Origin of the sequence: Pedobacter chitinilyticus (assembly GCF_003313385.1) — a bacterium.
Lineage (GTDB): Bacteria > Bacteroidota > Bacteroidia > Sphingobacteriales > Sphingobacteriaceae > Pedobacter > Pedobacter chitinilyticus.
On sequence record NZ_QMHN01000005.1, the window covers coordinates 149,319 to 172,942 of the forward strand.

The 23,624-nt window shown below is 39.4% G+C and carries 21 protein-coding genes; 11 read left to right on the plus strand and 10 right to left on the minus strand.

Annotated elements, in window-relative coordinates; translation table 11 throughout:
* Window positions 1-208: 208 nt before the first annotated feature.
* From accC to DUT70_RS15615, 6 genes are all read right to left on the minus strand, one after another.
* A complete protein-coding gene (accC, locus tag DUT70_RS15590; protein ID WP_113648290.1) occupies window positions 209-1,549 on the minus strand; it encodes an acetyl-CoA carboxylase biotin carboxylase subunit in 1,341 nt (446 codons plus the stop codon).
* A gap of 45 nt (window positions 1,550-1,594) precedes the next feature.
* Entirely contained in the window at window positions 1,595-2,080 is a 486-nt protein-coding gene (gene accB / locus DUT70_RS15595) for an acetyl-CoA carboxylase biotin carboxyl carrier protein (protein WP_113648291.1), read from the minus strand.
* A 152-nt stretch (window positions 2,081-2,232) separates the two neighbouring features.
* Window positions 2,233-3,228: a beta-ketoacyl-ACP synthase III gene (locus DUT70_RS15600; RefSeq protein WP_113648292.1), complete on the minus strand. Its 996-nt coding sequence runs from the start codon at window positions 3,226-3,228 to the stop codon at window positions 2,233-2,235.
* A gap of 16 nt (window positions 3,229-3,244) precedes the next feature.
* Window positions 3,245-4,183, minus strand: coding sequence for a phosphate acyltransferase PlsX (plsX, locus tag DUT70_RS15605; RefSeq protein WP_113648293.1), 939 nt, complete (start codon window positions 4,181-4,183; stop codon window positions 3,245-3,247).
* Between the two features lie 92 nt (window positions 4,184-4,275).
* Window positions 4,276-4,467, minus strand: coding sequence for a 50S ribosomal protein L32 (gene rpmF / locus DUT70_RS15610; protein WP_113637233.1), 192 nt, complete (start codon window positions 4,465-4,467; stop codon window positions 4,276-4,278).
* 16 nt (window positions 4,468-4,483) lie between these two features.
* Entirely contained in the window at window positions 4,484-5,011 is a 528-nt protein-coding gene (locus DUT70_RS15615) for a YceD family protein (RefSeq protein ID WP_113648294.1), read from the minus strand.
* Window positions 5,012-5,307: 296 nt separating this feature from the next.
* Between DUT70_RS15615 and DUT70_RS15620 the strand changes: the two genes are divergently transcribed.
* Window positions 5,308-5,892, plus strand: a complete 585-nt coding sequence (locus DUT70_RS15620) for a hypothetical protein (protein WP_113648295.1) — start codon at window positions 5,308-5,310, stop codon at window positions 5,890-5,892.
* A gap of 42 nt (window positions 5,893-5,934) precedes the next feature.
* A complete protein-coding gene (locus tag DUT70_RS15625) occupies window positions 5,935-6,123 on the plus strand; it encodes a hypothetical protein (RefSeq protein WP_113648296.1) in 189 nt (62 codons plus the stop codon).
* A 38-nt stretch (window positions 6,124-6,161) separates the two neighbouring features.
* Here the strand turns inward: DUT70_RS15625 and DUT70_RS15630 are convergent, their stop codons facing one another.
* Together DUT70_RS15630 and pdxA are read right to left on the minus strand one after the other, a co-directional pair.
* Entirely contained in the window at window positions 6,162-8,426 is a 2,265-nt protein-coding gene (locus tag DUT70_RS15630; RefSeq protein WP_113648297.1) for a T9SS type B sorting domain-containing protein, read from the minus strand.
* 5 nt (window positions 8,427-8,431) lie between these two features.
* A complete protein-coding gene (gene pdxA / locus DUT70_RS15635) occupies window positions 8,432-9,511 on the minus strand; it encodes a 4-hydroxythreonine-4-phosphate dehydrogenase PdxA (RefSeq protein WP_113648298.1) in 1,080 nt (359 codons plus the stop codon).
* A 253-nt stretch (window positions 9,512-9,764) separates the two neighbouring features.
* On the opposite strand from pdxA, the gene rsmA reads away from it, so the two are divergent.
* From rsmA to DUT70_RS15670, 7 genes are all read left to right on the plus strand, one after another.
* Window positions 9,765-10,541, plus strand: a complete 777-nt coding sequence (rsmA, locus tag DUT70_RS15640; RefSeq protein ID WP_113648299.1) for a 16S rRNA (adenine(1518)-N(6)/adenine(1519)-N(6))-dimethyltransferase RsmA — start codon at window positions 9,765-9,767, stop codon at window positions 10,539-10,541.
* A gap of 36 nt (window positions 10,542-10,577) precedes the next feature.
* Entirely contained in the window at window positions 10,578-11,732 is a 1,155-nt protein-coding gene (locus DUT70_RS15645; RefSeq protein ID WP_162926639.1) for a S41 family peptidase, read from the plus strand.
* 2 nt (window positions 11,733-11,734) lie between these two features.
* Window positions 11,735-12,664 carry a 2-hydroxyacid dehydrogenase gene (locus tag DUT70_RS15650; protein ID WP_113648301.1) on the plus strand — a complete coding sequence of 310 codons (930 nt, stop codon included), beginning with the start codon at window positions 11,735-11,737 and terminating at the stop codon, window positions 12,662-12,664.
* A 90-nt stretch (window positions 12,665-12,754) separates the two neighbouring features.
* Window positions 12,755-13,231, plus strand: a complete 477-nt coding sequence (locus DUT70_RS15655) for an OsmC family protein (RefSeq protein ID WP_113648302.1) — start codon at window positions 12,755-12,757, stop codon at window positions 13,229-13,231.
* A gap of 88 nt (window positions 13,232-13,319) precedes the next feature.
* Window positions 13,320-16,478 (plus strand): ELWxxDGT repeat protein, encoded by a 3,159-nt coding sequence (locus DUT70_RS15660; protein ID WP_113648303.1) that lies wholly within the window; start codon window positions 13,320-13,322, stop codon window positions 16,476-16,478.
* 162 nt (window positions 16,479-16,640) lie between these two features.
* Entirely contained in the window at window positions 16,641-17,114 is a 474-nt protein-coding gene (greA, locus tag DUT70_RS15665; protein WP_113648304.1) for a transcription elongation factor GreA, read from the plus strand.
* Between the two features lie 80 nt (window positions 17,115-17,194).
* The gene (locus DUT70_RS15670; protein ID WP_113648305.1) at window positions 17,195-17,587 is read left to right on the plus strand and encodes an HIT family protein; all 393 of its coding nucleotides are present in this window, start codon (window positions 17,195-17,197) and stop codon (window positions 17,585-17,587) included.
* 58 nt (window positions 17,588-17,645) lie between these two features.
* Here DUT70_RS15670 and DUT70_RS15675 read toward each other — a convergent pair whose 3' ends face one another.
* Window positions 17,646-17,972 carry a nucleotide pyrophosphohydrolase gene (locus DUT70_RS15675; protein WP_113648306.1) on the minus strand — a complete coding sequence of 109 codons (327 nt, stop codon included), beginning with the start codon at window positions 17,970-17,972 and terminating at the stop codon, window positions 17,646-17,648.
* A 265-nt stretch (window positions 17,973-18,237) separates the two neighbouring features.
* Entirely contained in the window at window positions 18,238-19,236 is a 999-nt protein-coding gene (locus DUT70_RS15680; RefSeq protein ID WP_113648307.1) for a helix-turn-helix transcriptional regulator, read from the minus strand.
* An 88-nt stretch (window positions 19,237-19,324) separates the two neighbouring features.
* On the opposite strand from DUT70_RS15680, the gene DUT70_RS15685 reads away from it, so the two are divergent.
* On the plus strand, window positions 19,325-21,775 hold the full coding sequence (locus tag DUT70_RS15685; RefSeq protein WP_113648308.1) for a TonB-dependent receptor: 2,451 nt from the start codon (window positions 19,325-19,327) through the stop codon (window positions 21,773-21,775).
* 4 nt (window positions 21,776-21,779) lie between these two features.
* Entirely contained in the window at window positions 21,780-23,192 is a 1,413-nt protein-coding gene (locus DUT70_RS15690; RefSeq protein WP_113648309.1) for a hypothetical protein, read from the plus strand.
* Window positions 23,193-23,624: the final 432 nt, after the last annotated feature.

The following is a 23,624-nucleotide window of genomic DNA, read 5'->3' on the forward strand; positions in this document are numbered from 1 at the left end:
TATGAGCGGTATGCATAGATGATCTTAGGTTTATTAGATGGTTTAATTAATTGATTTGGCTACACTACAATCTAAGACATTTAGTTTTTGTAGGAATACGTATACTTAGATGTTCTAAGGTGTCTAAGGTGGTTCAAAAAAACGAAAACACCCTAAAACAAAAATGCCCCAACAATGTCGAGGCATTTTCATTAGAATTTAATATCTCTTATTCCGAGAAATCAAAAGTCTCCATAAACTTAGTGGTAAAATTACCAGCTCTAAAGTTAGGGTCCTTCATCAATTTCAAATGGAAAGGAATCGTTGTCTTAATACCTTCAATTACAAATTCACTCAAGGCACGTTCCATGGTGCAAATTGCTTCTTCCCTAGTTTGAGCTACGGTAATCAGCTTCGCGATCATTGAATCGTAGTTAGGTGGAATTTGGTAGCCTGCATACACGTGTGTATCTACACGAACCCCGTGACCACCTGGTGAGTGGAAATTGGTAATTCTGCCCGGTGAAGGACGGAAGCCATTGAAAGGATCCTCTGCATTGATACGACATTCAATCGCATGCATATCAGGGGTGTAATTTTTACCAGAAATAGGAATACCAGCAGCAACTTTAATTTGTTCTTTGATCAAGTCGAAGTTAATTACCTCTTCTGTTACTGGGTGTTCTACTTGGATACGAGTGTTCATCTCCATGAAGTAGAAATTACGGTGTTTGTCTACCAAAAACTCAATAGTTCCAGCACCTTCATAGCTTACTGCCAAAGCACCTTTAATGGCAGCTTCGCCCATTTTCTGACGTAATTCATCAGTCATGAAAGGAGAGGGGGCCTCTTCCACCAATTTTTGGTGACGGCGTTGGATAGAACAATCTCTTTCTGATAAGTGGCAAGCTTTACCGTATTGGTCACCAATAATCTGGATTTCAATGTGACGAGGATCTTCGATGTATTTCTCTAAATAAAGACCATCGTTACCAAAAGCAGCACCTGATTCTTGACGAGCACTATCCCATGCATTCTCGAATTCTTCATCTTTCCAAACCACACGCATCCCACGACCACCACCGCCAGCAGTAGCTTTTAAAATTACGGGATAACCCATACCGTTAGCCAATTTGATACCTTCGCTAACGCTTTCCAATAAACCTTCTGAACCTGGAATAGTAGGTACTCCAGCTTTTTTCATCGTTTCTTTAGCCGACGACTTGTCGCCCATGCTGTTGATTTGCTCAGGTGTAGCGCCAATGAACTTAATCCCATAATCACGACAAACTGAAGAGAATTTAGCATTCTCAGACAAGAAGCCGTAGCCTGGGTGAATGGCATCTGCATTGGTTAACTCCGCAGCAGAAATAATATTAGGAATGCTCAAGTAAGAGTCTTTGCTTGGCGGTGGGCCAATACAAACAGCCTCATCGGCAAAACGTACGTGTAAGCTATCTCTATCAGCTGTAGAGTAAACCGCCACGGTTTTAATGCCCATCTCCTTACAGGTACGGATAATACGCAAAGCGATTTCGCCCCTGTTGGCAATTAATATTTTTTTAAACATAATTTCTCTTTAATTAGCTAATTAGCTAATTGATTAATTTGCTAATTAAATAGGTTCTACTAAGAATAAAGGTTGGTCGTACTCAACAGGAGTAGCGTTATCTACCAATATCTTTACGATACGGCCAGAAACTTCACTTTCAATTTCGTTGAAAAGTTTCATCGCTTCAATAATACAAACCACTTTACCAGTGCCTATTTCGTCGCCAACGTTAACAAACGAAGGTTTGTCAGGGCTTGCAGAACGATAGAAAGTACCAATCATAGGAGATTTTATGGTGATGTACTTAGAAGTGTCTTCTGAAGCGGTAGATGCCGCTGGCGCCGCAGGCGCTGCTGCTACTGGAGCTGGAGCCGCTACTGGTGCTACAGCTGTTGCAACTGGTGCCTGTGTAGGAACGGCAGCATTTACATAAACTGGATTTTGGTTAGTTTTGATGGTAATCTTGAAGTTTTCTTGTTCTAGAGAAACTTCATTCACTCCCGACCGAGAAACAAATTTTATTAGTTCCTGAATTTGTTTGATATCCATTCTCTTTTTGTTATGTTAAATAATTGTTGTCTTATTTTGATTAACTAAGTTAAGGTTTTTAGTCTATTGTTCAATGGTTCACTGGTTCAATAGTTCATTGGTTATTAGTGTGTAAGCTTAGTGCCGAATGAACTAATGAGCTAATGAACTGATTAACTATTATACGCCCATTTTAAATATACGGAGCCCCAGGTAAAGCCTCCACCAAAGGCAGCTATGATAATGTTGTCGCCTTTTTTAAGGTCTTTTTCCCATTCCCATAAACAAAGCGGAATAGTACCGTTAGTGGTATTGCCATAACGCTCAATGTTTACCATTACCTTTTCGCTATCAACGCCCATTCTCGAAGCAGTAGCATCAATAATGCGCTTGTTCGCTTGGTGAGGCACCAACCATGCCACGTCATCAGAAGAAAGGCTATTTCTTTCCATGATTTCAGCTGCTACATCAGCCATATTGGTTACGGCAAACTTAAATACGGTTTGTCCTTCTTGGTAAGCGAAATGTTCTTTAGCATCTATGGTTGCGTGAGTTGCAGGATGTACAGAACCTCCAGCTTTCATGCCCAAGTATTTACCACCTGAACCATCACTTCTTAAAATCGAATCCTGTATCCCAAAGCCTTCTTCATTAGGCTCAAGCAAAGCGCATCCGCAACCGTCACCAAAAATAATACAAGTGGTACGGTCTTCATAATTGATGATAGACGACATTTTATCACCACCTACTACCAATACTTTTTTATGCTTGCCCGACTCAATGAACTGTGCGCCTGTGGTAAGTCCGAAAACAAAACCAGAACAAGCCGCTTGCAGATCGTAACCCCATGCATTTACAGCTCCAATTTTATCCGCCAATACATTTGCCGTAGCAGGGAAGGTAAAATCAGGAGTGGTAGTACAAAAAATAATCAGGTCAATTTCTTTGGCGTCAATGCCTCTTTTTTTCAAAAGACCATTTACGGCAGGCACGGCCATATCCGAGGTACCTAAGCCTTCGCCTTTTAATATTCTTCGCTCTTTAATACCAGTTCTGGTGGTAATCCACTCGTCAGAGGTGTCAACAATAGTTTCTAACTCCTTGTTGGTTAACACATATTCGGGAACGTAACCATTAACTGCGGTAATAGCAGCGTGAATTTTACTCATTTTGTTGTGTGTTTAATTATTGGAATGCGGCTTGTATTTTACCAACCAATCCAGTATTAATCATGTCCCTAGATTGGAAGATCATATTCTTCACAGCTTCTGGGCTCGATATTCCATGTCCAATCAACACTGGGGCATTTACGCCTAATACAGGGCTGCCACCATAGTTTTCGTAATTGAAACGGTCAAAAAACTCATCCTTCAAACCCTTCTTGATCGTCAGTACGTAAAAAGATTCAGCCAACTTCAGCATGATGTTCCCCGTAAAACCATCACACACAATAACATCAGCCTTATCGTTAAAAAGGTCTCTGCCTTCCACGTTGCCAACAAAATTAAAATGTGGGGATTGTTTCATTAATGGAAAGGTAGCCATGGCCAGCATGTTGCCTTTTTCATCTTCTTCGCCAATATTCATTAGCGCTACCTTCGGATTTTCAATCTGCATGATATGTTCAGCATACAAGCTGCCCAAAATACCAAAATCTACCAAGTTGTCTGGTTTGCAGTCTGCATTTGCGCCAACATCTAATAAAAGGCCAACGCCTCCTTTTAGTTTGGGCACAATGGTACAAAGGCACGGTCTGGCAATACCCGCAATGGGCTTAACGCTAAAAACAGCGCCCACCAGCATAGCACCAGAATTGCCTGCGCTTGCAAACGAATTAATTTTGCCTTCTTTTAATAATTGAAAGCCAACAGAAATGCTAGAATTGGGTTTTTGAAGGATCGCTTTGGTAGGGTGTTCACCCATGCCAATCACTTCTTCGGTGTGTACGAATTCGAAATGATCGGGATTGAATCCTTGCTCAGAAAGAAGCGGTTTAATCTGCTGGGTATCTCCAATTAGCACTAAATGCTCATCTGGAGCCAGGGATTGATGAGCTGCTATTGCTCCCAAAACAATTGCTTTGGGAGCATAGTCTCCGCCCATAATATCGAGACCTATTTTCATAGTAAAAAATCTTTTGTGTAAGCCAAGTTGGCTTTTATTTCCATTGGCTAAGTTAACCTTAAACTAACGGAACACAAAAATTTTTCAGAAAATTAACCTATCGAAGTGTTTTCTATAACTAATTTACCGTTGTAGTAAAGGTTACCATCAACGTTGTAAGCTTGGTGAGGTACGTGTACTGCACCAGTAGTTTGGCAAGTAGTCAACGAAGGAGCTACAGCTTTGTAGTGTGTTCTTCTTTTATCTCTTCTTTGTTTAGAAGTTTTACGCTTTGGATGTGCCATCTGAGTTTTTTATTTACTATTTTAATTTTTTCAACGCTTCCCAACGTGGGTCGTCAATTTGTTCTTCTTGTTCTTCGTTTCCTGCTTGCAGCTTGTCTAAAGTATTCAACATCTGCTCATCACAGGTTTGTCCAGCTTGCTCGCATTTATTAATAAAAGGTACTGCAACGGTAATGAATTCATAAATCAATTCAGAAACGTCAATTGCGGTTTCCTTTCTTGGCAAAATGATGATTTCTAAATCTTCCTCTTCGCCTTCTGCATCTTCTGCAAACTTTACAATCTGCCTTTCATCTAATTCAATTGGTTGGTCAAAATCAGATAAACATTTGTCGCAATTTAATTTTATAGTTCCTTCAACATGGAAACCCAAAATTAACATGGTTTCTTGTTTATCTAGTTCAACCGTTGCTTTAAGCGCTCCATCTTTAACCAAAGAATGCTCAAACGCATCAAAAAAGCTTTTATCAATTTCGAAATCGAATTGATGCTTCCCCAATTTTAAACCGGTAAACGGGATTGAAAATTGTTTTAATGCTTTCAATTGTAACTAAATTTTAGCCTGCAAAGGTATGAAATATTTTATTAATTGAAAATAAATTTAGAAAAATGAGTAGCAGAAAATATTAAAAGAATTACGGTAGCTAATTATTTGGAAAACAACGGCGGTAAATCGTGGCAATAGCCGCCCTTCTTTCTGCTTTACTTCGTCCTCGTACCTCGTCCTCGTGTTCGCTTCAATAAGGTTTATTTTACAGCGCAAAAAGCGTTTGGCTTTTGTTTAGGTCAAGTTAAACTATCTGTGGTCAAAGTGGTCTTATCGAAAACCTTACCAACAAAATGAAAATTTTATCGCCGCTTCTCTTTTTATTTTTCTTCAGTATTATTGCTAAGGCACAACATTTCAAGGTTCTTGGTACAGCAGGCTATCGGATCATCGAAGAAAATAAAACTGCCTTTCCAAAGTTTTATCAATTATTTCATCAGCTTTTAGATCAAGAACCTTTGTTGAAACAAGTCATTTTTATCAATAAAAAAACTGGCGGACCTGGCTTTGCCAATCCTAATGGAACAATAACGCTCAATCTGGATTATTTTATTCGTAAAAAGCCTCGTTTTGACGACAATAGATGGTTAGTGGTATTGTACCACGAAGTCGGACACCTGCATTACTTTGATGAAACCCCTCGGCCTAGAAGAAATCCAGAGGACAGTGAAAGGGCAGCCTTTGAGTATTCATTACAGAAAACAAAAGAGATGGCCATGAACAATGATTGTTTGCCTTTAAAATCGGGTTTGCAAAATATGTTATTGCGCAGTCAGAGCAATGAAACCACTGATCCGCATGTAAGAGCTTTAAAACGAATGGTGAATGAACCTTTATATGCAGAATATGTGGCCTTTCAAAAAGCAAACTGTAAGTAAACTTTAATCCGTTATTATTTGTTTATTATCAAAAGCAATATTATGGAAAGAGTAGAATTAATAGAATTATTGGAAGTTATTGAACAACAAGTGAGCTCCTCTATATTAGGGGGTAGAGAAGCTGATTACGAAGAATTAGAAGCGCTAGGCTACGTTAAAATAGACAGGGACAGCGTACAATGGGCCGCATCTATCACGCCACAAGGAAGAGATTTCTTAAATAGAAGTTAACCATAAAAGGAGAGCAAGCAGCTGTTAGCTATGTTACTTTACTTTATGATGGTTAAGCTACCAGTAATTTTTTGTTTGCCATCTAAATTAATGACGTAATAATATACTCCTGGAGGTGAGGCTTTGGTATTATGAAAGCCATCCCAGGGCTTCTTGTAGCCAATGGAATTGAAAATCTCGATACCATTTCTGGAAAATATTTTTACAGAGCATTGCGGGAACATTCTCAGTTCGTCTATGTTCCAAACATCATTAATGCCATCACCGTTAGGGCTAAATGCACTTGGAGGATTTACCTTTTCAATTTTGATAACCCTTATTGTTAAGGTGTTAGAAATTACGAAATTAGTGCTTGCACATAAGGTGTTGACAGTAACTTCGCAAGTAATGTGGTCTTGGTCCTGCAAGTTATTAGTTGTAAAAACATTTCCGCCAATGTAAACTATTTGACCATTTATTTTCCATGTATATGTTGGATAGGTTCCCTTATTTATAGTAAAAGCGGTGAAAGTAACCTCCATGTCCTCATAAATTTTCTTTTCATCTGTAGAGATTGAAACTTCAGGGATAACAATTGGTCTAAGGATTACGCTAATTGCGTTACTGGTTGCTGCGGTAGTTGCTTGGCAATATGGTGCGTTGCTGTTGATGGTACAGCTAATCACATCGTCATTTTGGAGCTGATAAGATTGGAAAATTTTATTGTTCTGGCCATTAATGGGTGCGCCGTTGATGAGCCATTGGTAGGATGGGTTATTCCCTGCATTTGAAGGGAATGCTTCAAATGTTTGTAAGGAACCTCTACAGATATCGTTTGCATCTAAATTTATTTGTACGCTTGGCCGATCTGTCGGATCTTGAAGTGTAATATTATTGCTTTGCACGGTAGTAGTAGCCACGCAAGGATCAAGATTGGTTAAGGAGCAGCTCACAACGTCATTGCCTTTTATTGTAGAACTGCTGAATGTGCTTGCATTTGCATTTGGGACATCAATACCATTTACTTTCCATTGTAGGGTCGGGTTGCTTCCTCCATTGGTTGAGTTTGCCGTAAATACGGAAGGGAAGTTAGTACAGGTAATACTCTTGTCTACAGTAATGCTAATTTGAGCATTTGCTTTTGCTTTAATGTTTATCGGATTAGAAGTTACTTCACATCCACTAGTGGTAGTAATCTTTACGGTATACACCCCATTAGAAAGGGTAGTGTAGCTACCTGTGTAAATATTTGAAAATTTAATTACTCGTGCGTTATCAAAATCACTTACAAAAAGATTGTTGTAATCATCCATAAAAATACCCACTGGCTTTATCTGATTTGGATTACTACCTGGTCCATTTCCTCCTGCTATAATCATGCCCGATGGAGCTCCTAAAGGCCATTTCAATACGGCGTAGCCCGTGTAATCACAGATGTACATGTTATCGGTTTGATCAACATAAATTCCTAAAGGATTAGTAGATAATGAAGCTACAGTAGTTCCTGAATTTGCGCCGATAACCCATTTTTGGATTCGAGTATTATCTGTATCGCAGATGTAGAGGTTATTGTTGTTATCTACAAAAATCCCTGTTGGACTGGCTAGCTGGTTAGGGCTTCTGCCTGTGCCATTTCCCCCAGCCACAATCCTCGCTGAACCCGTGGCATTGGCAAACATTAAAATACTTTCATCATTTTGTGCAGAAACATAAAGATTTCCGCTATTGTCGAAACAAACGCGTGTTGGAGCTCCAATGCCTGATGCTACTGTTGTGCCACTGGTCGCTCCGGGAGCCCATTTCTGCACCCTGCGGTTATTTTGGTCGGCTACATAGATGTTGCCATTCCTATCTACGGCTACACCTGTGGGTCTATTAAATTGATTTGCTCCGCCTCCAGAACCATTTCCTCCCGCTACAGTAACTCCACTGGTAGCTCCAGGAGCCCATTTCTGTATGCGATTATTGGTCATGTCTGGAATGAAAAGATTCCCGTCTTTGTCCACGAATATTGCTGCTGGATTGGCAAATTGATTTTGTGCACTTCCTGTACCATTGCCACCAGCCACTACAATACCATTATTTTGTTGCGCGATATTTTGATTTAGGATGGGAACCCCGTCAAGCATCCAGGTGATTGATCGGACAGGTTCCGAGCTTCTTACGGTAAGTACGTCACCTACGCAGGTTCCTCCATCCAAAACTACACTGCATAATTTTGGTTGTTGGTTAGATGGCTTTTTGGGAGTAAATGAGCTGCTAAAAAGGAAGAAAAAAAAGCTAATGCTGACGAGAAAGAGGTGGTTTAGATGAAGTTTTTTCATCACTGTCAGTTTGCGTCGTCCTTCACATCAGTGGCCGTTTCAATGATTTTGCCGCCAGTTTTTAACTGATTGCGCAGCATCGCTTCTTGCTCCCTGCGGTTTTTAACAATGTGGATGGCCGCAAATAAAGCTTCCATAAATGAAGTAGGATCTGCTAGGTTTTTACCTGCAATATCGTACCCAGTGCCATGGTCTGGAGAAGTACGTACAAACTTTAATCCAGCAGTATAGTTTACGCCCGTTTCAAACGCGATTGTTTTAAAAGGAATTAAACCTTGGTCGTGGTACATGGCCAGCACTGCATCAAATTGCTTGTAGGTCCCGTTTCCAAAAAAACCATCAGCAGGGTAGGGGCCAAAATTGATGATCCCTTTGTCAAAAGCTTCTTGAATGGCTGGAGCAATAATTTCGGCTTCTTCATTGCCTAACAACCCATTATCGCTAGCATGTGGATTAAGGCCCAACACAGCAATCTTCGGTTTTTCGATCCAAAAATCCTTTTTCAGACTTTCATTGATCAACTGTAGTTTTTTAACGATTTTTTCCTTGGTAATGCTTTTGGCTACATCGGTTACAGGAATGTGTCCAGTCACCACGCCAACACGCAAAAGATCGCTTACCAAAAACATCAACACATCATTGCTTCCGCTGCGCTCTTGAAGGTATTCGGTATGGCCTGGGAATTTAAAATCAGCAGATTGAATGTTGTTTTTGTTGATCGGTGCCGTTACCAAAGCATCAATAGCGCCACGTACCAAGTCGTCGGTAGCTTTTTGCAATGAAATAAAAGCGTATTTACCTCCAGTTTCATTGGCAGTGCCTAAATCTATCTTTATATCCTCCTCCCAACAATTAATCATGTTAGGTTTATGAGCAGCAGCAGCTTCGGCATTAGGAATTACATTAAACATGAACTCGCTTAAACGTAAAGCTTTGCGATGAAAAGAGGCAACTTTGGTATGGCCATAAACAATTGGCGTGCAGTAATCCAAAATCTTGCTTTCGGCAAGTGTTTTTAAAATTACTTCTAAACCAATGCCGTTAATATCGCCTATACTAATACCTACCTTAATCTTGTTGCTCATGCCTAAAAATAAAATTTAGCGCAAAATAACGAATAGATGTGAGATATAGGATATGAGATGTAAGATTTGAGACACATCATGAGACTTTGGATACCTGTTTTCAACCTTGGTTTAATCTCTTAAAGGTTAAAAAAAGCCCTACAAAGTGATGTTATTCATGATGAAAAAACACAGGAGCTGCTTGAAATGCTACCCTCATTGATAGTAATTTGTAATCCTACAATCGTAAATCATAAATCCTTACCTTTGGCACATGAGTTTAGTTAAAGCAAAGAAGCATTTAGGGCAACATTTTTTAACCGATAAGAACATTGCACAAAAAATCGTGGATGGGCTTATCCATACGGATAAATATCGTCAGGTGTTGGAGGTGGGCCCTGGAATGGGGATTTTGTCAGATATTTTGTTGTCCAGAGAAGATTTGGAAACCTTTCTGATCGATATCGATGTTGAATCTTTCAACTTCCTTCGCGAGAAATACCCCCAGTTGGGTGATAGGCTTATTAACGGTGACTTCTTAAAGCTAAGTTTCGAATCTATTTTCCCAGGCAAGTTTGCTGTAATTGGCAATTTCCCTTATAACATCTCTTCACAAATTTTATTCAGGATTTTGGAGAGTCGCCATAACATTGTAGAAATGGTGGGCATGTTCCAAAAGGAGGTGGCCGAGCGTGTAGCTGCTAAACCTAGCACTAAAGAGTATGGCATATTAAGTGTGCTTACTCAAGCTTATTACGATATTGATTACCTGTTTACCGTGAAACCTGGAACATTTAACCCACCTCCAAAAGTTAATTCGGGAGTGATTCGTTTATCCAGAAATAGTGTTGAACAGCTAGGGTGCGATGAAAAATTATTTTGGAGAGCAGTGAAAGCGGGATTTAACCAACGTAGAAAAACTTTGCGAAATGCACTTTCTGCTGTGGTGCCGAGAGATAAACTGGGCGAACACCCTTTTTATGAAAAAAGAGCGGAGCAACTTACGGTATCCGATTTTATTGAACTGACCAATTTTTTATCTACCAGATGATGCAACTTTAATCCAAATTCCAACGTCCTTATGGTGATGAAAACCTCAATTTGTACACTCTTAATTTCATTGCTAGGATTGGTAGCCTTTGCCCAGCAAGATCAGAACCAAACAGATTTGGATGCGCTATATCAGGCGATCCAAAAAATGCCCTCGTATAAAAAGTTGTTAAAAGGCGATGCCAGTTACCAGCGGCTTTATGAAGAGGTTAAAGAAAAGGTGAAAAATGCGGATGAGAAAACGACTTTTAAACAATTAAGTCGCTTAATTTATCCTATTAACGATAACCATTTAGGTTTTTACCGCACGCCCGATTCAACCTTAAAGGCAGCTTATGTTACTTTGCCTATCAATATCGATTCCTTAAGAAAGCAACTCGCCCAAAAAGACAAAAATGAGCTGGAAGGCATTTATTACATGGGCGACTATGAATTTGGACTTTACACTGCCGATCAACAGCACTATAAATTAGTACTGTTGAAAAATGGGATCTTAATGAGTGAAATCATCAAAACCCCTTATGGCGGTTATGATTGTGTACAGTATGGTGGCAGAAATGTTCCTTATCAGCTGATTAAAAATGTAAGACTAATCAATGGTGTGCTCATAGGGACACCGTTTGTGAAAAGCAAGGAAAAGAGATTTTCTACACTTGCCAAATCAGCCGAGAATTTTGAATATAGACCCATTAACGATGAAACGGGTTATTTGAGGTTAAGTAGTTTTAATGCTGATAATGCCAATATTAAAAAATCAGAGGAGTTTTATAAAACTATTGATGGTCGTTTAGCTTCTAAATATTTAATTGTAGACCTACGTAACAATACTGGAGGTGCCTACAAAACTTCGCAAAAATTTATCAATCTCTTTAAAAAATATAAAGGCAAAATCTTTATCCTTCAAAACGCCCAAACGGTAAGCAATGCCGAGCAAGTCATTATTGGGTTAAAAGGCCAAAAAAATATCGTAACGCTTGGCGAACAATCTAAAGGGATGATTACATTTGGAAGTAACTACGGAAAAATAATATTGCTTCCCAGCGGTCGCTTTACCTTTTATCCTACCGATATGGAAGGTATCGACAAGGAGTTAGCCTACGAAAGTAGGGGTGTTAACCCAGATGTGCTGTTAGATCCGTACAAAAGCGATTGGATTGAACAAACGCTTGAATACATTAAAAAAACGCCTTAGGCATGAGCAAAAAAATATTAATTGTTGACGATTTACATCCTGTTTTTAAAGAACGTGCTACGGCATTGGGATATGTTGTTGACGATAGACCGTTAATTACCAGAGCAGAAACACTTGCAGCTATTGCTGATTATGAAGGAGTTGCCGTAAGAACCAAATTTAGGATAGACCAAGAAATTTTTGAAGCAGCATCCAAGCTAGCGTTTGTAGCCAGGGCGGGAGCTGGACTTGATAATATTGATATCGACATCGCTAAACAACGCAATATTGCCCTTTTGGCCGCTAATGAAGGCAATATGGATGCGGTAGGAGAACATGCCGTTGGCTTGTTGTTGTCGTTAATGAATAATTTCCGCCAAGCCGATTTGCAGATCAGGAATGGTATTTGGGATCGTGAAGGCAATAGGGGCTACGAGTTGAAAGATAAAACGGTTGGTATTATTGGTTATGGTTTTATGGGACAAAGCTTTGCCCGCAAACTATCGGGCTTTGGCGTAAATGTGCTGGCCTACGATAAATATAAAACCAACTTTAGCGATGCCTATGCAAGGGAAGTGAGCATGGAGGAAATTGTGAAACATAGCGATGTGTTGAGCTTGCATATTCCATTGACCAAAGAAACTAGGCAGATGGTTGATGACGAGTACTTTTTTCACTTTAAAAAGCCTATCTTTTTCATCAATACCGCTAGGGGAGAAATTGTAAATACCCAAGCAGTGCTTAACAATATTGCTAATGGCAAAATTATAGGGGCCGGCTTGGATGTATTGGAAAATGAAAAATTTCCAGCTTTAGCAGTGCAGCCTTGGTATGAGTCGCTGAAAACCAACGAGAAAGTAATTTTAACGCCTCATGTGGGCGGTTGGACATTCGATTCCTATCGTAAAATTTCTGAAGTTTTAGCCCAGAAATTAGAGAATATGAATAGATAATTTGTTAAATTGGCACAAACAAAACAATTTAGACAAGTATAAGTGGAGAAACGATTTTTGAAACTTGTACCTCTCGATTCGTATCTAATTATGGCTAAGCATCATATATACAAAACCAATTTGGTTTGGGTAGGCAACAAAGGTTCAGGTACAATGGATTACCGTTCGTACGATCGTGATTTTACCGTTGAGATAGAAGGTAAAATGCCCATTCAGGGTTCTTCTGATTCGGTTTTTTTAGGTGATAAATCTAAATACAACCCTGAAGATTTGCTGCTTTCTTCTGTATCGTCTTGTCACATGCTTTGGTATTTACATCTCTGCTCTAAAAACGGTATCGTAGTAATAGAGTACACAGATAACGCAACAGGTACGATGACCGAAAATGCCGATGGTAGCGGAAAGTTCACCGAAATATTGCTGCAACCGCAAGTCGTGATTTCAAAACCAGAGGATATTTCTTGGGCCAATTCTTTACATGCCGAAGCCAGTAGAATGTGCTTTATTGCAAGTTCACTCAACTTCCCCGTAAAACATCAGGCAAGTTGTACTGCCATAGGTAAATAAAAATTCCCTTTTAAAATACCTAAAAATGGGTATTGTATAGGCAAACCCATTCATTCATATTTACTGGTATTTAATATCAGTTTACAGTATGAAAAGGACACTATTTTTCCTGCTTTTTATTCTTGCCGCTTACGTAAAAGGCCAAACACCTTATTTATTAAAAGATGTAAATTCCTCTGGAGCTGCGGTATCCTCGAGTCCTAGCCATACTATTGAAGTTGGAGGAAGTATATATTTTGTGGCTAGAGATGCAGCTAGTGGTTCTGAATTATGGAAGACTGACGGAACAGAAGCGGGGACTGTGTTGGTTAAAGATATTAGGTCCGGTAGTTTGGGTTCAAATCCGCAATCTTTAACCAACGTAAACGGGGTACTGTACTTTGTTGCCGAGGACGGTGTAAACGGCTATGAAGTTTGGAAGAGTAATGGTACCGCTGCGGGTACGGTAATGGTAAAAGATATTAGAGCTAGTATTGGAGGATATGTGCCCTACTTACTTACCAATGTGAATGGCACCTTGTTTTTTACTGCAGACGATGGGGTTAACGGACTAGAGCTTTGGAAAAGTGATGGTACTGCTACGGGAACGGTAATGGTGAAGGATATCGTTAGTGGGGCTAGTTCGGGATTTCCGCGCCTATTTACCAACGTAAATGGCACTTTGTTTTTTGTGGCCGATAATGGTATCAATGGAGAAGAACTTTGGAAGAGTGACGGTACTACCGCTGGGACTATGATGGTAAAAGATATCAATGTAGGTGTCGGGACAAGTACTCTCGAAAATCTTTTGAATGTAGGTGGCACACTCTATTTTACAGCAGATAATGGTACCAATGGCATTGAACTTTGGAAGAGTAATGGTACTGCCGTAGGTACAGTGATGGTCAGTGATCTGAATCTTGGCTCAGGTAATTCGGATATCGTAAATTTGACCAATGTTAATGGAACCCTATACTTTATTCTAGGAAATGGATCACTAGCAAGTAAAGTAATGAAGAGTAATGGCACAGCTGTTGGAACAGTTACCGTTAAAGATTTTTCTTCTGAGTCTCGACCCTATGGTTTAACGGCCAATGGTAGCATTCTTTATTTTTCAATTAATAATAATGTAGGTGAAGTTGAATTATGGAAAAGCAATGGTACTACCGTTGGTACTACGCTGATCAAAAAAATATATAGTGGAAATTCGTTCAATCAGGCTTCCAATTTTTTGATGTTGGGGAGCACCCTTTATTTTTCTGCTACTGATGACGTGAACAATCGTGAGCTCTGGAAAAGTGACGGTACGTTGGCAGGAACGGTAATGGTAAAGGATATCGCCTCAGGAAATATTGGATCTAGCCCTGGTACTTTTGCAACACTTAATAGCACTTTATATTTCTCCGCTTATGATGCAATAAATGGTTTTGAACTCTGGAAGAGTGACGGAACTGCTGCAGGTACCATAATGATCAAGGATGTTTATATCGGTACGGGTAGCGCCAACCCTCAACTACTTACTTTGGTAGGTAATCAAGTGTTTTATGTTGCAGATAATGGTGTAGACGGAAATGAGCTTTGGAAAACAGACGGCACTTTAAGCGGTACAAGTATGGTCAAAGATATTTATCCAGGAAGTGGGATGCCGAACCTTTTAAAACTTACCAATGTTAATGGTACTTTATACTTTTCGGCTAATAACGGACCTCAAGGGCAAGAACTTTGGAAGAGCGATGGAACGGCGGTAGGAACGGTGATGGTTAAAGACATTTATCCAGGTGTACAGGGGTCTAATCCCTCAAATCTGACTAATATCAATGGCACCTTATATTTCTCGGCCAACAACGGAACCCAAGGAACTGAACTTTGGAAGAGCGACGGCACGGCTGCGGGGACCGTTCTGGTAAAAGATGTTTATCCGAGTAGCGGAGATGCTTATGTAGATCTTTTTATAAACGTAAATGGTACCTTGTTTTTTGTGGCAAGTGATGGGGTAAATGGGAGGGAACTTTGGAAAAGCGACGGTACTACGGCTGGGACTATGATGGTCAAAGATATTTATAGCGGATCTTTTGATAGCGGTATTAATAATATGACCAACGTGAATGGCACCCTATTTTTCGCCGTTAATGATGGCGTAAATGGATATGAACTTTGGAAGAGCGATGGCACTACTGCAGGAACAATATTGGTGAAAGATATACGCAGTGGAGCATTGGGCTCATATCCAATTAATATGATAGGTGTAGGCTCCACCTTATATTTTGTCGCCGCGGATGGTTTTAGTGGCCATGAACTCTGGAAAAGTGACGGGACCACAGCAGGCACGGTGATGGTAAAAGATATTTGGAATGGTAGTAATGGGGCAAGCCCTAACAGCATGGTTAATCATAACGGAACTTTATTTTTTACAGCAAACGATGGCGTAAATGGTAGTGAACTTTGGAAAAGCGATGGTACCGATGCAGGGACAGTGATGGTAAAAGATATTTTTAGTGGAGTAGGGTCTTCTTCTCCGTCACAGATTGTAAGTGTAGGTAATGCCTTATTCTTCTCGGCCACCAACGGTGTTGATGGGTTGGAACTTTGGAAAAGTGATGGCACTGTAACAGGGACACAAATGGTGTACAACATCAGAAGTGACATCGGAAATTCTGCTCCTACATTACTTACCAGATTAAATGATCTTTTGCTATTTAAGGCTGATGATGGCACAGCTGGTACGGAGCTTTGGGCGTTACAGCTTCAGTCGGACGTGTTGCCCATCAAATGGCTAAAGTTTAACGCTAAACTGGGGCTTGATAAAAAGGCTGAATTAACTTGGAGCGTAGAAGAAAGCGAAGTTGCCGCCTATGAAATTGAAAGCAGTAGCGAAGGAAAAACTTTTGAAAAGTTAGCAACACTTAAATCATCAGGTAATGGCACCAACCATTATCAATTTGTTGACGACGCTCCTTTTCTGAAAGATAATTTGATTACTTATTACCGTATTAAGCAGATAGAACTTAACGGTACAAGCACCTACAGCGATATTGGTTTTGTAAAGAATGATATAGGCAAGGTCACTATATTTCCAAACCCTGTGGTAGATAAATTGACGATACAATCGAACACAAGGCAAATGGCCAAGGTGTTTGATGTAAGCGGTAAACAAATATGGCAAAAGCAATTGCAGCCTGGCGAAAATACCTTTTCTAATTTTAATTGGCCTACAGGGGTTTATGTATTGAAAGTGGCCGAAAAAGGATATAAATTAGTTAAGCAATAGGCATTTATATGACCTATTGGGGACTAAAAATTCCATCAATTTATTTGCTTTTATAGTTTTAGGCTTATATCTTCGTTTTTAACACAAAGCAAGACTATGTAGGTTAATCACCCATGTAGTCTTGTTTGTTTTTTAAGAGGATTAAAGAAAAGAAATAGCGTTATGGCAGAAATTACCTACTACACTAAAGAAGGGTTAGATAAACTTAAAGAAGAATTACATCAGTTAAAAACTGAAGGGAGGTCGTCAATAGCAAAAGCCATTGCTGAAGCCCGTGATAAAGGTGATCTATCAGAAAATGCAGAGTATGATGCGGCGAAAGAAGCACAAGGTTTGCATGAAGCAAAGATTGCAAAATTAGAGACCGTACTGGCCAACTCTAGGCTGTTAGACGAATCGAAGTTAGACTTGTCAAAAGTATTGGCACTATCTATCGTTAAAATAAAAAATGTAAAAAACGGGGCTACCATGACCTATCAGTTGGTAGCTGAAAGCGAAGCCGATTTGAAATCAGGAAAAATTTCGGTGAAGTCACCTATTGCCCAAGGTTTATTAGGTAAATCTGTTGGCGATAAAACTGAAATAGAAGTGCCAGCAGGCAAAATCGAATTTGAAATTCTGGAAATCTCTAGATAATAGTAGTTACATGTTATGGGTTAAATGTTGCGAGATTTGCAACTTAGCCCGTAACTGGTAACCCATAACTCAAAACCAACATGAGTAGCATCTTTTCTAAAATAGTAACGGGAGATATCCCTGCGCACAAGGTAGCGGAAACCGAAGAATTTTTGGCCTTTTTAGACATCAGTCCTTTGGTACTGGGCCATACCTTGGTAATTCCCAAAAAAGAGGTGGATTACATTTTTGATATAGATGACGAACTTTATCAAGGCTTGATGTTGTTTGCAAAGCAAGTGGCTAAAGGTATCAAAAAGGCTTATCCCTGTGATAGGGTTGGGGTAGCGGTAATTGGTTTGGAGGTGCCACATGCACATGTACATCTTATTCCCATCAACCAAATGAATGATATGAACTTTGCCAATCCTAAATTGAAGCTTAGTCAAGAACAACTCGCAGAGGTGGCAGCGAAGATTAGAGCCGAGCTGTAACGTAAATTTTCACTGTAAATTCCGAGCCAAGAATCTTTTGAGTGTTTTTCTCAATTCCCTATTTTAACTTCTCATTATTCTTGTGCCTTTCCGCGTCACGAATAGTTTTTTTCTCCAGATTCTTAGCCAATGCTTCTTCAAGGTCAATTCCTGTTTGATTGGCGAGGCACATTAACACAAAAAGTACATCAGCCATTTCATCTGCTAAATCAACTTGCTCATCACTTTTTTTGAACGATTGTTCGCCGTATTTACGAGCCATGATACGGGCAACCTCACCCACTTCTTCCATTAAAATAGCGGTATTGGTCAGTTCATTAAAATAACGGATTCCAGTAGTATTGATCCAACGATCGATGATTTGTTGTGCTTCGGTAATGGTCATGGTCAAAGATAAGGATTGAGAATTAATGGCCAATGGTTAAGTGTTAATGATTAATGACAAAGATCAATGACCAATATCCAATCATCAAATGAGCAGTTAACCAAATAACCAATTAAACGATTAACCCTGTTTGATAAGGAGATCCTTCGCTGCGCTCTGGATGACAAAGTTGAAGGGATGGTGAACCAATTCCCAATGAACCAATTCCCAATGAACTAATGAACCAGTGAACTAACCCCTAACTCCTAGTCCCTAACCCCTAAAATCAAATCATCATCAGCACCTCCAAAGCTTCTAGCTCTAAGCTAAAAGAAAAATATCCGCCAAAAAACACCTTGGTTTTGAATGATTGTGGTAAGCAGCCGAAAAACTTTTTAAAAGCATTGGTGAAATGGGTAGCATGTTTGTAGCCCACCATTTCAGCGATTTCGGTAATTCGATATTGTCCAGTTAACAACATTTCCTTTGCTTTCTCCATTTTGCAAGAAATCATATGGCCAAAAACAGTGCTGCCAAATAATAGTTTGAAATGCTTTTTTAAATATTGCTCATTAGTACCTGCCGACCTCGCCAAAGACGCAATGGTATGAGAATCCGCTAGGTTGTTTTCGATGATTTCCTTTACTACGATCATCTTCTGCACCTCCAAAGGCTTTAAAGTGGCAGGAATCAACTTCTCTTCCTCATGTTGTACCAGTTGAAGACTAAGCAACTCAATAATTTTAGCTTTGGTATACAGGTTTTTTAAATGGTCTCCAAAATCGCAAAGATTGATCTCATTTAAAATGTTTTTTAGCTTGGGGCTGAGGTAAAGGTTTTTAGGAAACAGCTTCCCAATGCCTTTTAGGTTATGCAACGGAGTGCTGTAATGCTGCGGCACATATCGGTAAAAGAAAGCCTCGCTCAAATAAATATGCACTAAGTCGCAATTCCCTTTGGGAGTAATCAATGTGGTTTCGCCCTTTGGCAATAAAATAATATTATACTCTGCTTGCTTAAAAGTATCTGTTTTTTGAGATGCAGCATTTTTGATACTGCAACTTCCGTATAGGCAGTATTGGATGAGTAGGATGTTTTGGTCTGAAGAAATACAAATGGGATTTGTACCAACTTCCTCGGCTAAGAGCTTTCTGAATAAGAACTTACTGAATGTTAAATGCTTTGATAGCAACGGAGCATCCATACTGTTTGGGAAAATAGACAGGTTTAAATGAAGTGCTATTGCTTTTTCTTTTTGCGTTGCTAAATTTTCGTATGAAGTCATTTCGTAGGATAGTGTTAAACCTATATTTGCCGCAATTTACATTTATTTAGACTTCTTCTAAATAAAAAGTGAAAATCAATAGGGAATAATGAAGCATTTTTTACTCGCCATGTTATGGGTTTTTGCCTTTAATACTGTAGCAAAAGCTCAAACTGGGAATATTTCTGGAAAAATTATTACGGAAAATAAAGAGCCTGTAGCAGGTGCCGTGGTCATGATCAAAGCTTTGAACAAGCAAACCTTATCTGATGAAAAGGGGTATTACGAGTTAAAGAACATCCCTTATGGTAGCCATGTATTGGAAATTGGCTCCATGGAGATACACGCTAAAAAACAAACCATTACGATAGATAAAAGTGAGCATGTGTTCAATGTGTCGGCAAAAGCAAAGGACCATAAAACACTTAACGAGGTGAGCATTACGGGTAAAACCGAAAAGAAAAAAATGGAGACCAGCGGGTTTGCGGTTGCCATTATCGAAACTAAAGAAGCTTCATTACGGAATTTGACGACCAATGAACTGTTGGATCGGAGTGTTGGCGTTCGTGTGAGGCAAAATGGTGGTGAAGGTTCGCCTATCGAATATAACTTGAATGGGATGTCTGGAAGTACCATCGGTCTGTTTTTGGACGGCATAGAGATTTCTACATACGGCTCATCTTTCAACTTAAATAATATACCACCATCAATGATTGAGCGTATTGAAGTTTACAAAGGGGTATTGCCATCTCATTTGAGTGGGAATTATATTGGAGGGGCCATCAATGTGATTATGAAAAAAGATGCGTCGGCAAATAACATTACTGCTGCGGTTTCCTATGGGTCATTTAATACTTATCGGGCGGATGTTGGTGCTTTATATCGTAATCCTAAAAATGGTTTTACTACCCGTGCTTCTGGATTTTATAGTCACTCCGATAATAATTATGAAATGTGGGGGAAGTTTTCAAAGTACACTTTACCTGGTGGTCGAATTATCAGAAACTATCGAGTGAAACGATCTAATGATGAGTTTGAGACCATTGGTGGACGTTTTGAAGTTGGTTTTACCAATGTAAAGTTGGCTGATCAGATATTTTTAGGTTATAACATCTCAGATTCTTACAAAGAAATCCCACATGGAGTTACTATGACTAAGCCCTATTTTGGACGCTTTAATGAATATCAAGCGCATGTATTTAGCTTGAACTATAATAAAAAGGATTTATTCTTTGATGGCCTTTCGCTTAATGTGAACGCTGTACACAGCAGAAGAAGTACCTATTTACAAGATACAGTAAGCCTAAGATATAATTGGGATGGTACTTTGTTGGTTAAAAATGCAGAAGGACCGCCTGAGACCTATGGTTATAGCCCTGGGAAAGGGCAACAAGGCGATGCCGTAATGAGTAATATAGAGCGTAGAATTTCAAATATACGTTCAAATTTAGCTTACGACATTTTTTCGGGGCACCGCGTTTCCTTAAACCACAAGTTTGAAAAATCTAATAGAAATGATCAAGATCTATTAGACCCAGCGAGGAGCAGATGGATTACTCAAAATGTGCTTACTACTAATATTTGGGCAATGAACTATGAGTCGGAGCTTTTTAATGGGAAATTAAAGACCAATATTTTCGGGAAATATGCCATTTATCAAACCGATCAAAAGTCGCCGATAGCGGAGAATGCAGGTGGTTTGGTTTACGAAAATTCTAGAACGACAAGGGATAACAAAGGTTTTGGAGGTACACTATCCTATGAGCCGATCAATAATGGCTATTTAATTGTTTCTGCTGAAAAATCTTTCATTATGCCTACTGATCGCCATATTTATGGTGAACCCGAAAACAACTTACTAGCAAACCCGAATATTTTGCCCGAAATGGCGATTAACTACAATTTTGGGGCTCGCTATAACATTGTTAAATCCAATAAACATAAGTTCATGCTATACGGCAATATGTTTTGGCGTAATGGCTATGACAAGATTATTTTGCAAACTCGTGTAGACGAGGTGATAGAAGGACGCGAAAACCAAATAGAAGATATACAGGTTACCCAATTTGTCAATTTATCAAAAACCCAATCGGTGGGATTTGAAGCGGAGGTGAATTACATTTTCGATAATAAATTGAACGCGATGGTTAATTTTTCCAAATTCAATTCACTATTTAAAGTAGAAAAAGATGAAAGAGGAAATCCCCACAGTCTCTATAACAAACAAGTGCCAAACGAACCTTTCTTTACCGTTAATGGGAATGTACAATACCGCTTGAATGATGTTTTTCAAAAGCGCTCTAATCTCAACCTTTATTACAATGCTGGTTATGTAGCACCGTTTAGAACCATCTGGATGGAATCGGAATGGTTTACCACACCTACTCAATTTGCCCACGATTTAGGCGCTAGCTATCGCTTCCCCAGCGGAAAATTAGTTGCGAGTTTCGATTGTAAAAATATACTGAATGCCGAGTTGTACGACAATTTTGGTGTCCAAAAGCCTGGAAGGGCCTTCTATTTCAAATTAAACTACACGATAAATAATTTTAATAAATAACAACATGGAAAATAGTTTTTTTAAAACCGCACTGTTCGGATGCGCATTAGCAATCGGGACTTTAACAGGATGCAAGAAAAGCGGAAGTTCTGAAGCTAGTTCGGTTTCGGGACCTGATGTTTGGGCCAGAAAATATATCACTTTAACAGCAGCATTTCCAGATGCTACAGGTACAGCAGGAAATGGTGGAACCATGGCTTTTGCTATCACACCAGAGCAAGCAATTAATCCTAATTTTGAAGTAAATGTTTTTACTGGTGGTTATGGCCTAAGATCTCAACGTACAGCCCGTGTACAAGGATCTATAAATGGGAACTTTTTGTACAATATCCAATATACGGGAACGGACGGAGGTATTTTTAATAAATACAAAGTTGAAGGTGGAAAAAGCTTTATAGATACTCGTGAAGAAGTAGACACAGAACCAATTTTAGGAGAGGCCCCACGTTGGGTAGTGGCTGCTGAAGGAATAGGAGTGGGTGTATATGCGTCTGCAACTATTCAGGCTTCTGCCCCAGGTGCTGGAGCTGATTTTATTGACGTGAAAAGCACTGCGAAAATCGCTATACTCAGCTTAGATGACCCTAAAATAACTCGCCAAACAGAATTTACTATTCCGTTTACTGCTGAACAAACAAAGTCTGGTTATCAAATAGGCCGTATTGATGTGCCAATTCTAAATAAGGCAAAAACGAAGATTTTTATCGGTTGTAATTTAACAAGAACAGACGTAACCAAAAAATCAACAGTGAATACTAATGGAACTCAAACATGGAGTAGTGGAACAAGAGAATTGGGTACAGCTACTTTGGTAGTGGATTATCCATCTTTAACTAATCCTAAATTGATTTATGTGGATCCTACAATCAGTAAAACGAACAACCACAGCTATCGCACCATGACACAATATGTAGGAACTGATGGACATGTTTATCAAGCTACAGCAACTTCTGGTTCTCAAATTTTACGTATCAGCGGTACAACTAACGAATATGATAACAGTTACAATTTTGATTTAAAAGCTGCTTTAAATTCTGCTAGTAATGTTTCAATTAGCTCATGGAGATACATTAAAGACGGTGTTGGTATTGTGCTTTATACCGTTAGCGGAACTACTGGCGGTTATCTGGCTTTGGTGGACTTAAATGCTAAAACAGCTACAAAATTGACTACCGATAACGAAACTGATATTGGTTTCTCAGGTAGGTCTGCAAATACAAATACAGGTGTAACTGCAATCACGGGTGCTTTTGGACAATTCCAAAATGTTGCCATTTTTGGCGATAACATATATATTCCTATGACTCCTAATGGTGTTGATGGCAATTTATATGCGATCAACTACAAGACGAAACAAGTTACCAAAGGAGCTAAATTGAAAAATCAATCAGGTAGTTTCTATTTAGGAGCTTATTAATAAATCCACTCTATTGAACAAAAAGCGCCCCGATTTTTTCGGGGCGCTTTTTGTTTAGCCTAAAATTAATTTAAAAAGGTCGATTTTGGTCTTCGGAAAGAAAACATAGGCCTTTGCAACGGAAACATAGGCCTTTGCAACGGAAACATAGGGCTTTGCAACGGAAACATAGGGCTTTGCAACGGAAACATAGGGCTTTGCAAAGGAAACATAGGGCTTTGCAAAGGAAACATGGGGCTTTACAAAGGAAACATGGGGCCTTGCAACGGAAACATAGAGCTTTGCAAAGGAAACATGGGGCCTTGCAAAGGAAACATAGGGCTTTGCAAAGGAAACATGGGGCTTTGCAAAGGAAACATAGGGCTTTGCAAAGGAAACATAGGGCTTTGTAAAGGAATCATTGTACCTTCAAGGAGAAAAAAGATCCCCTGC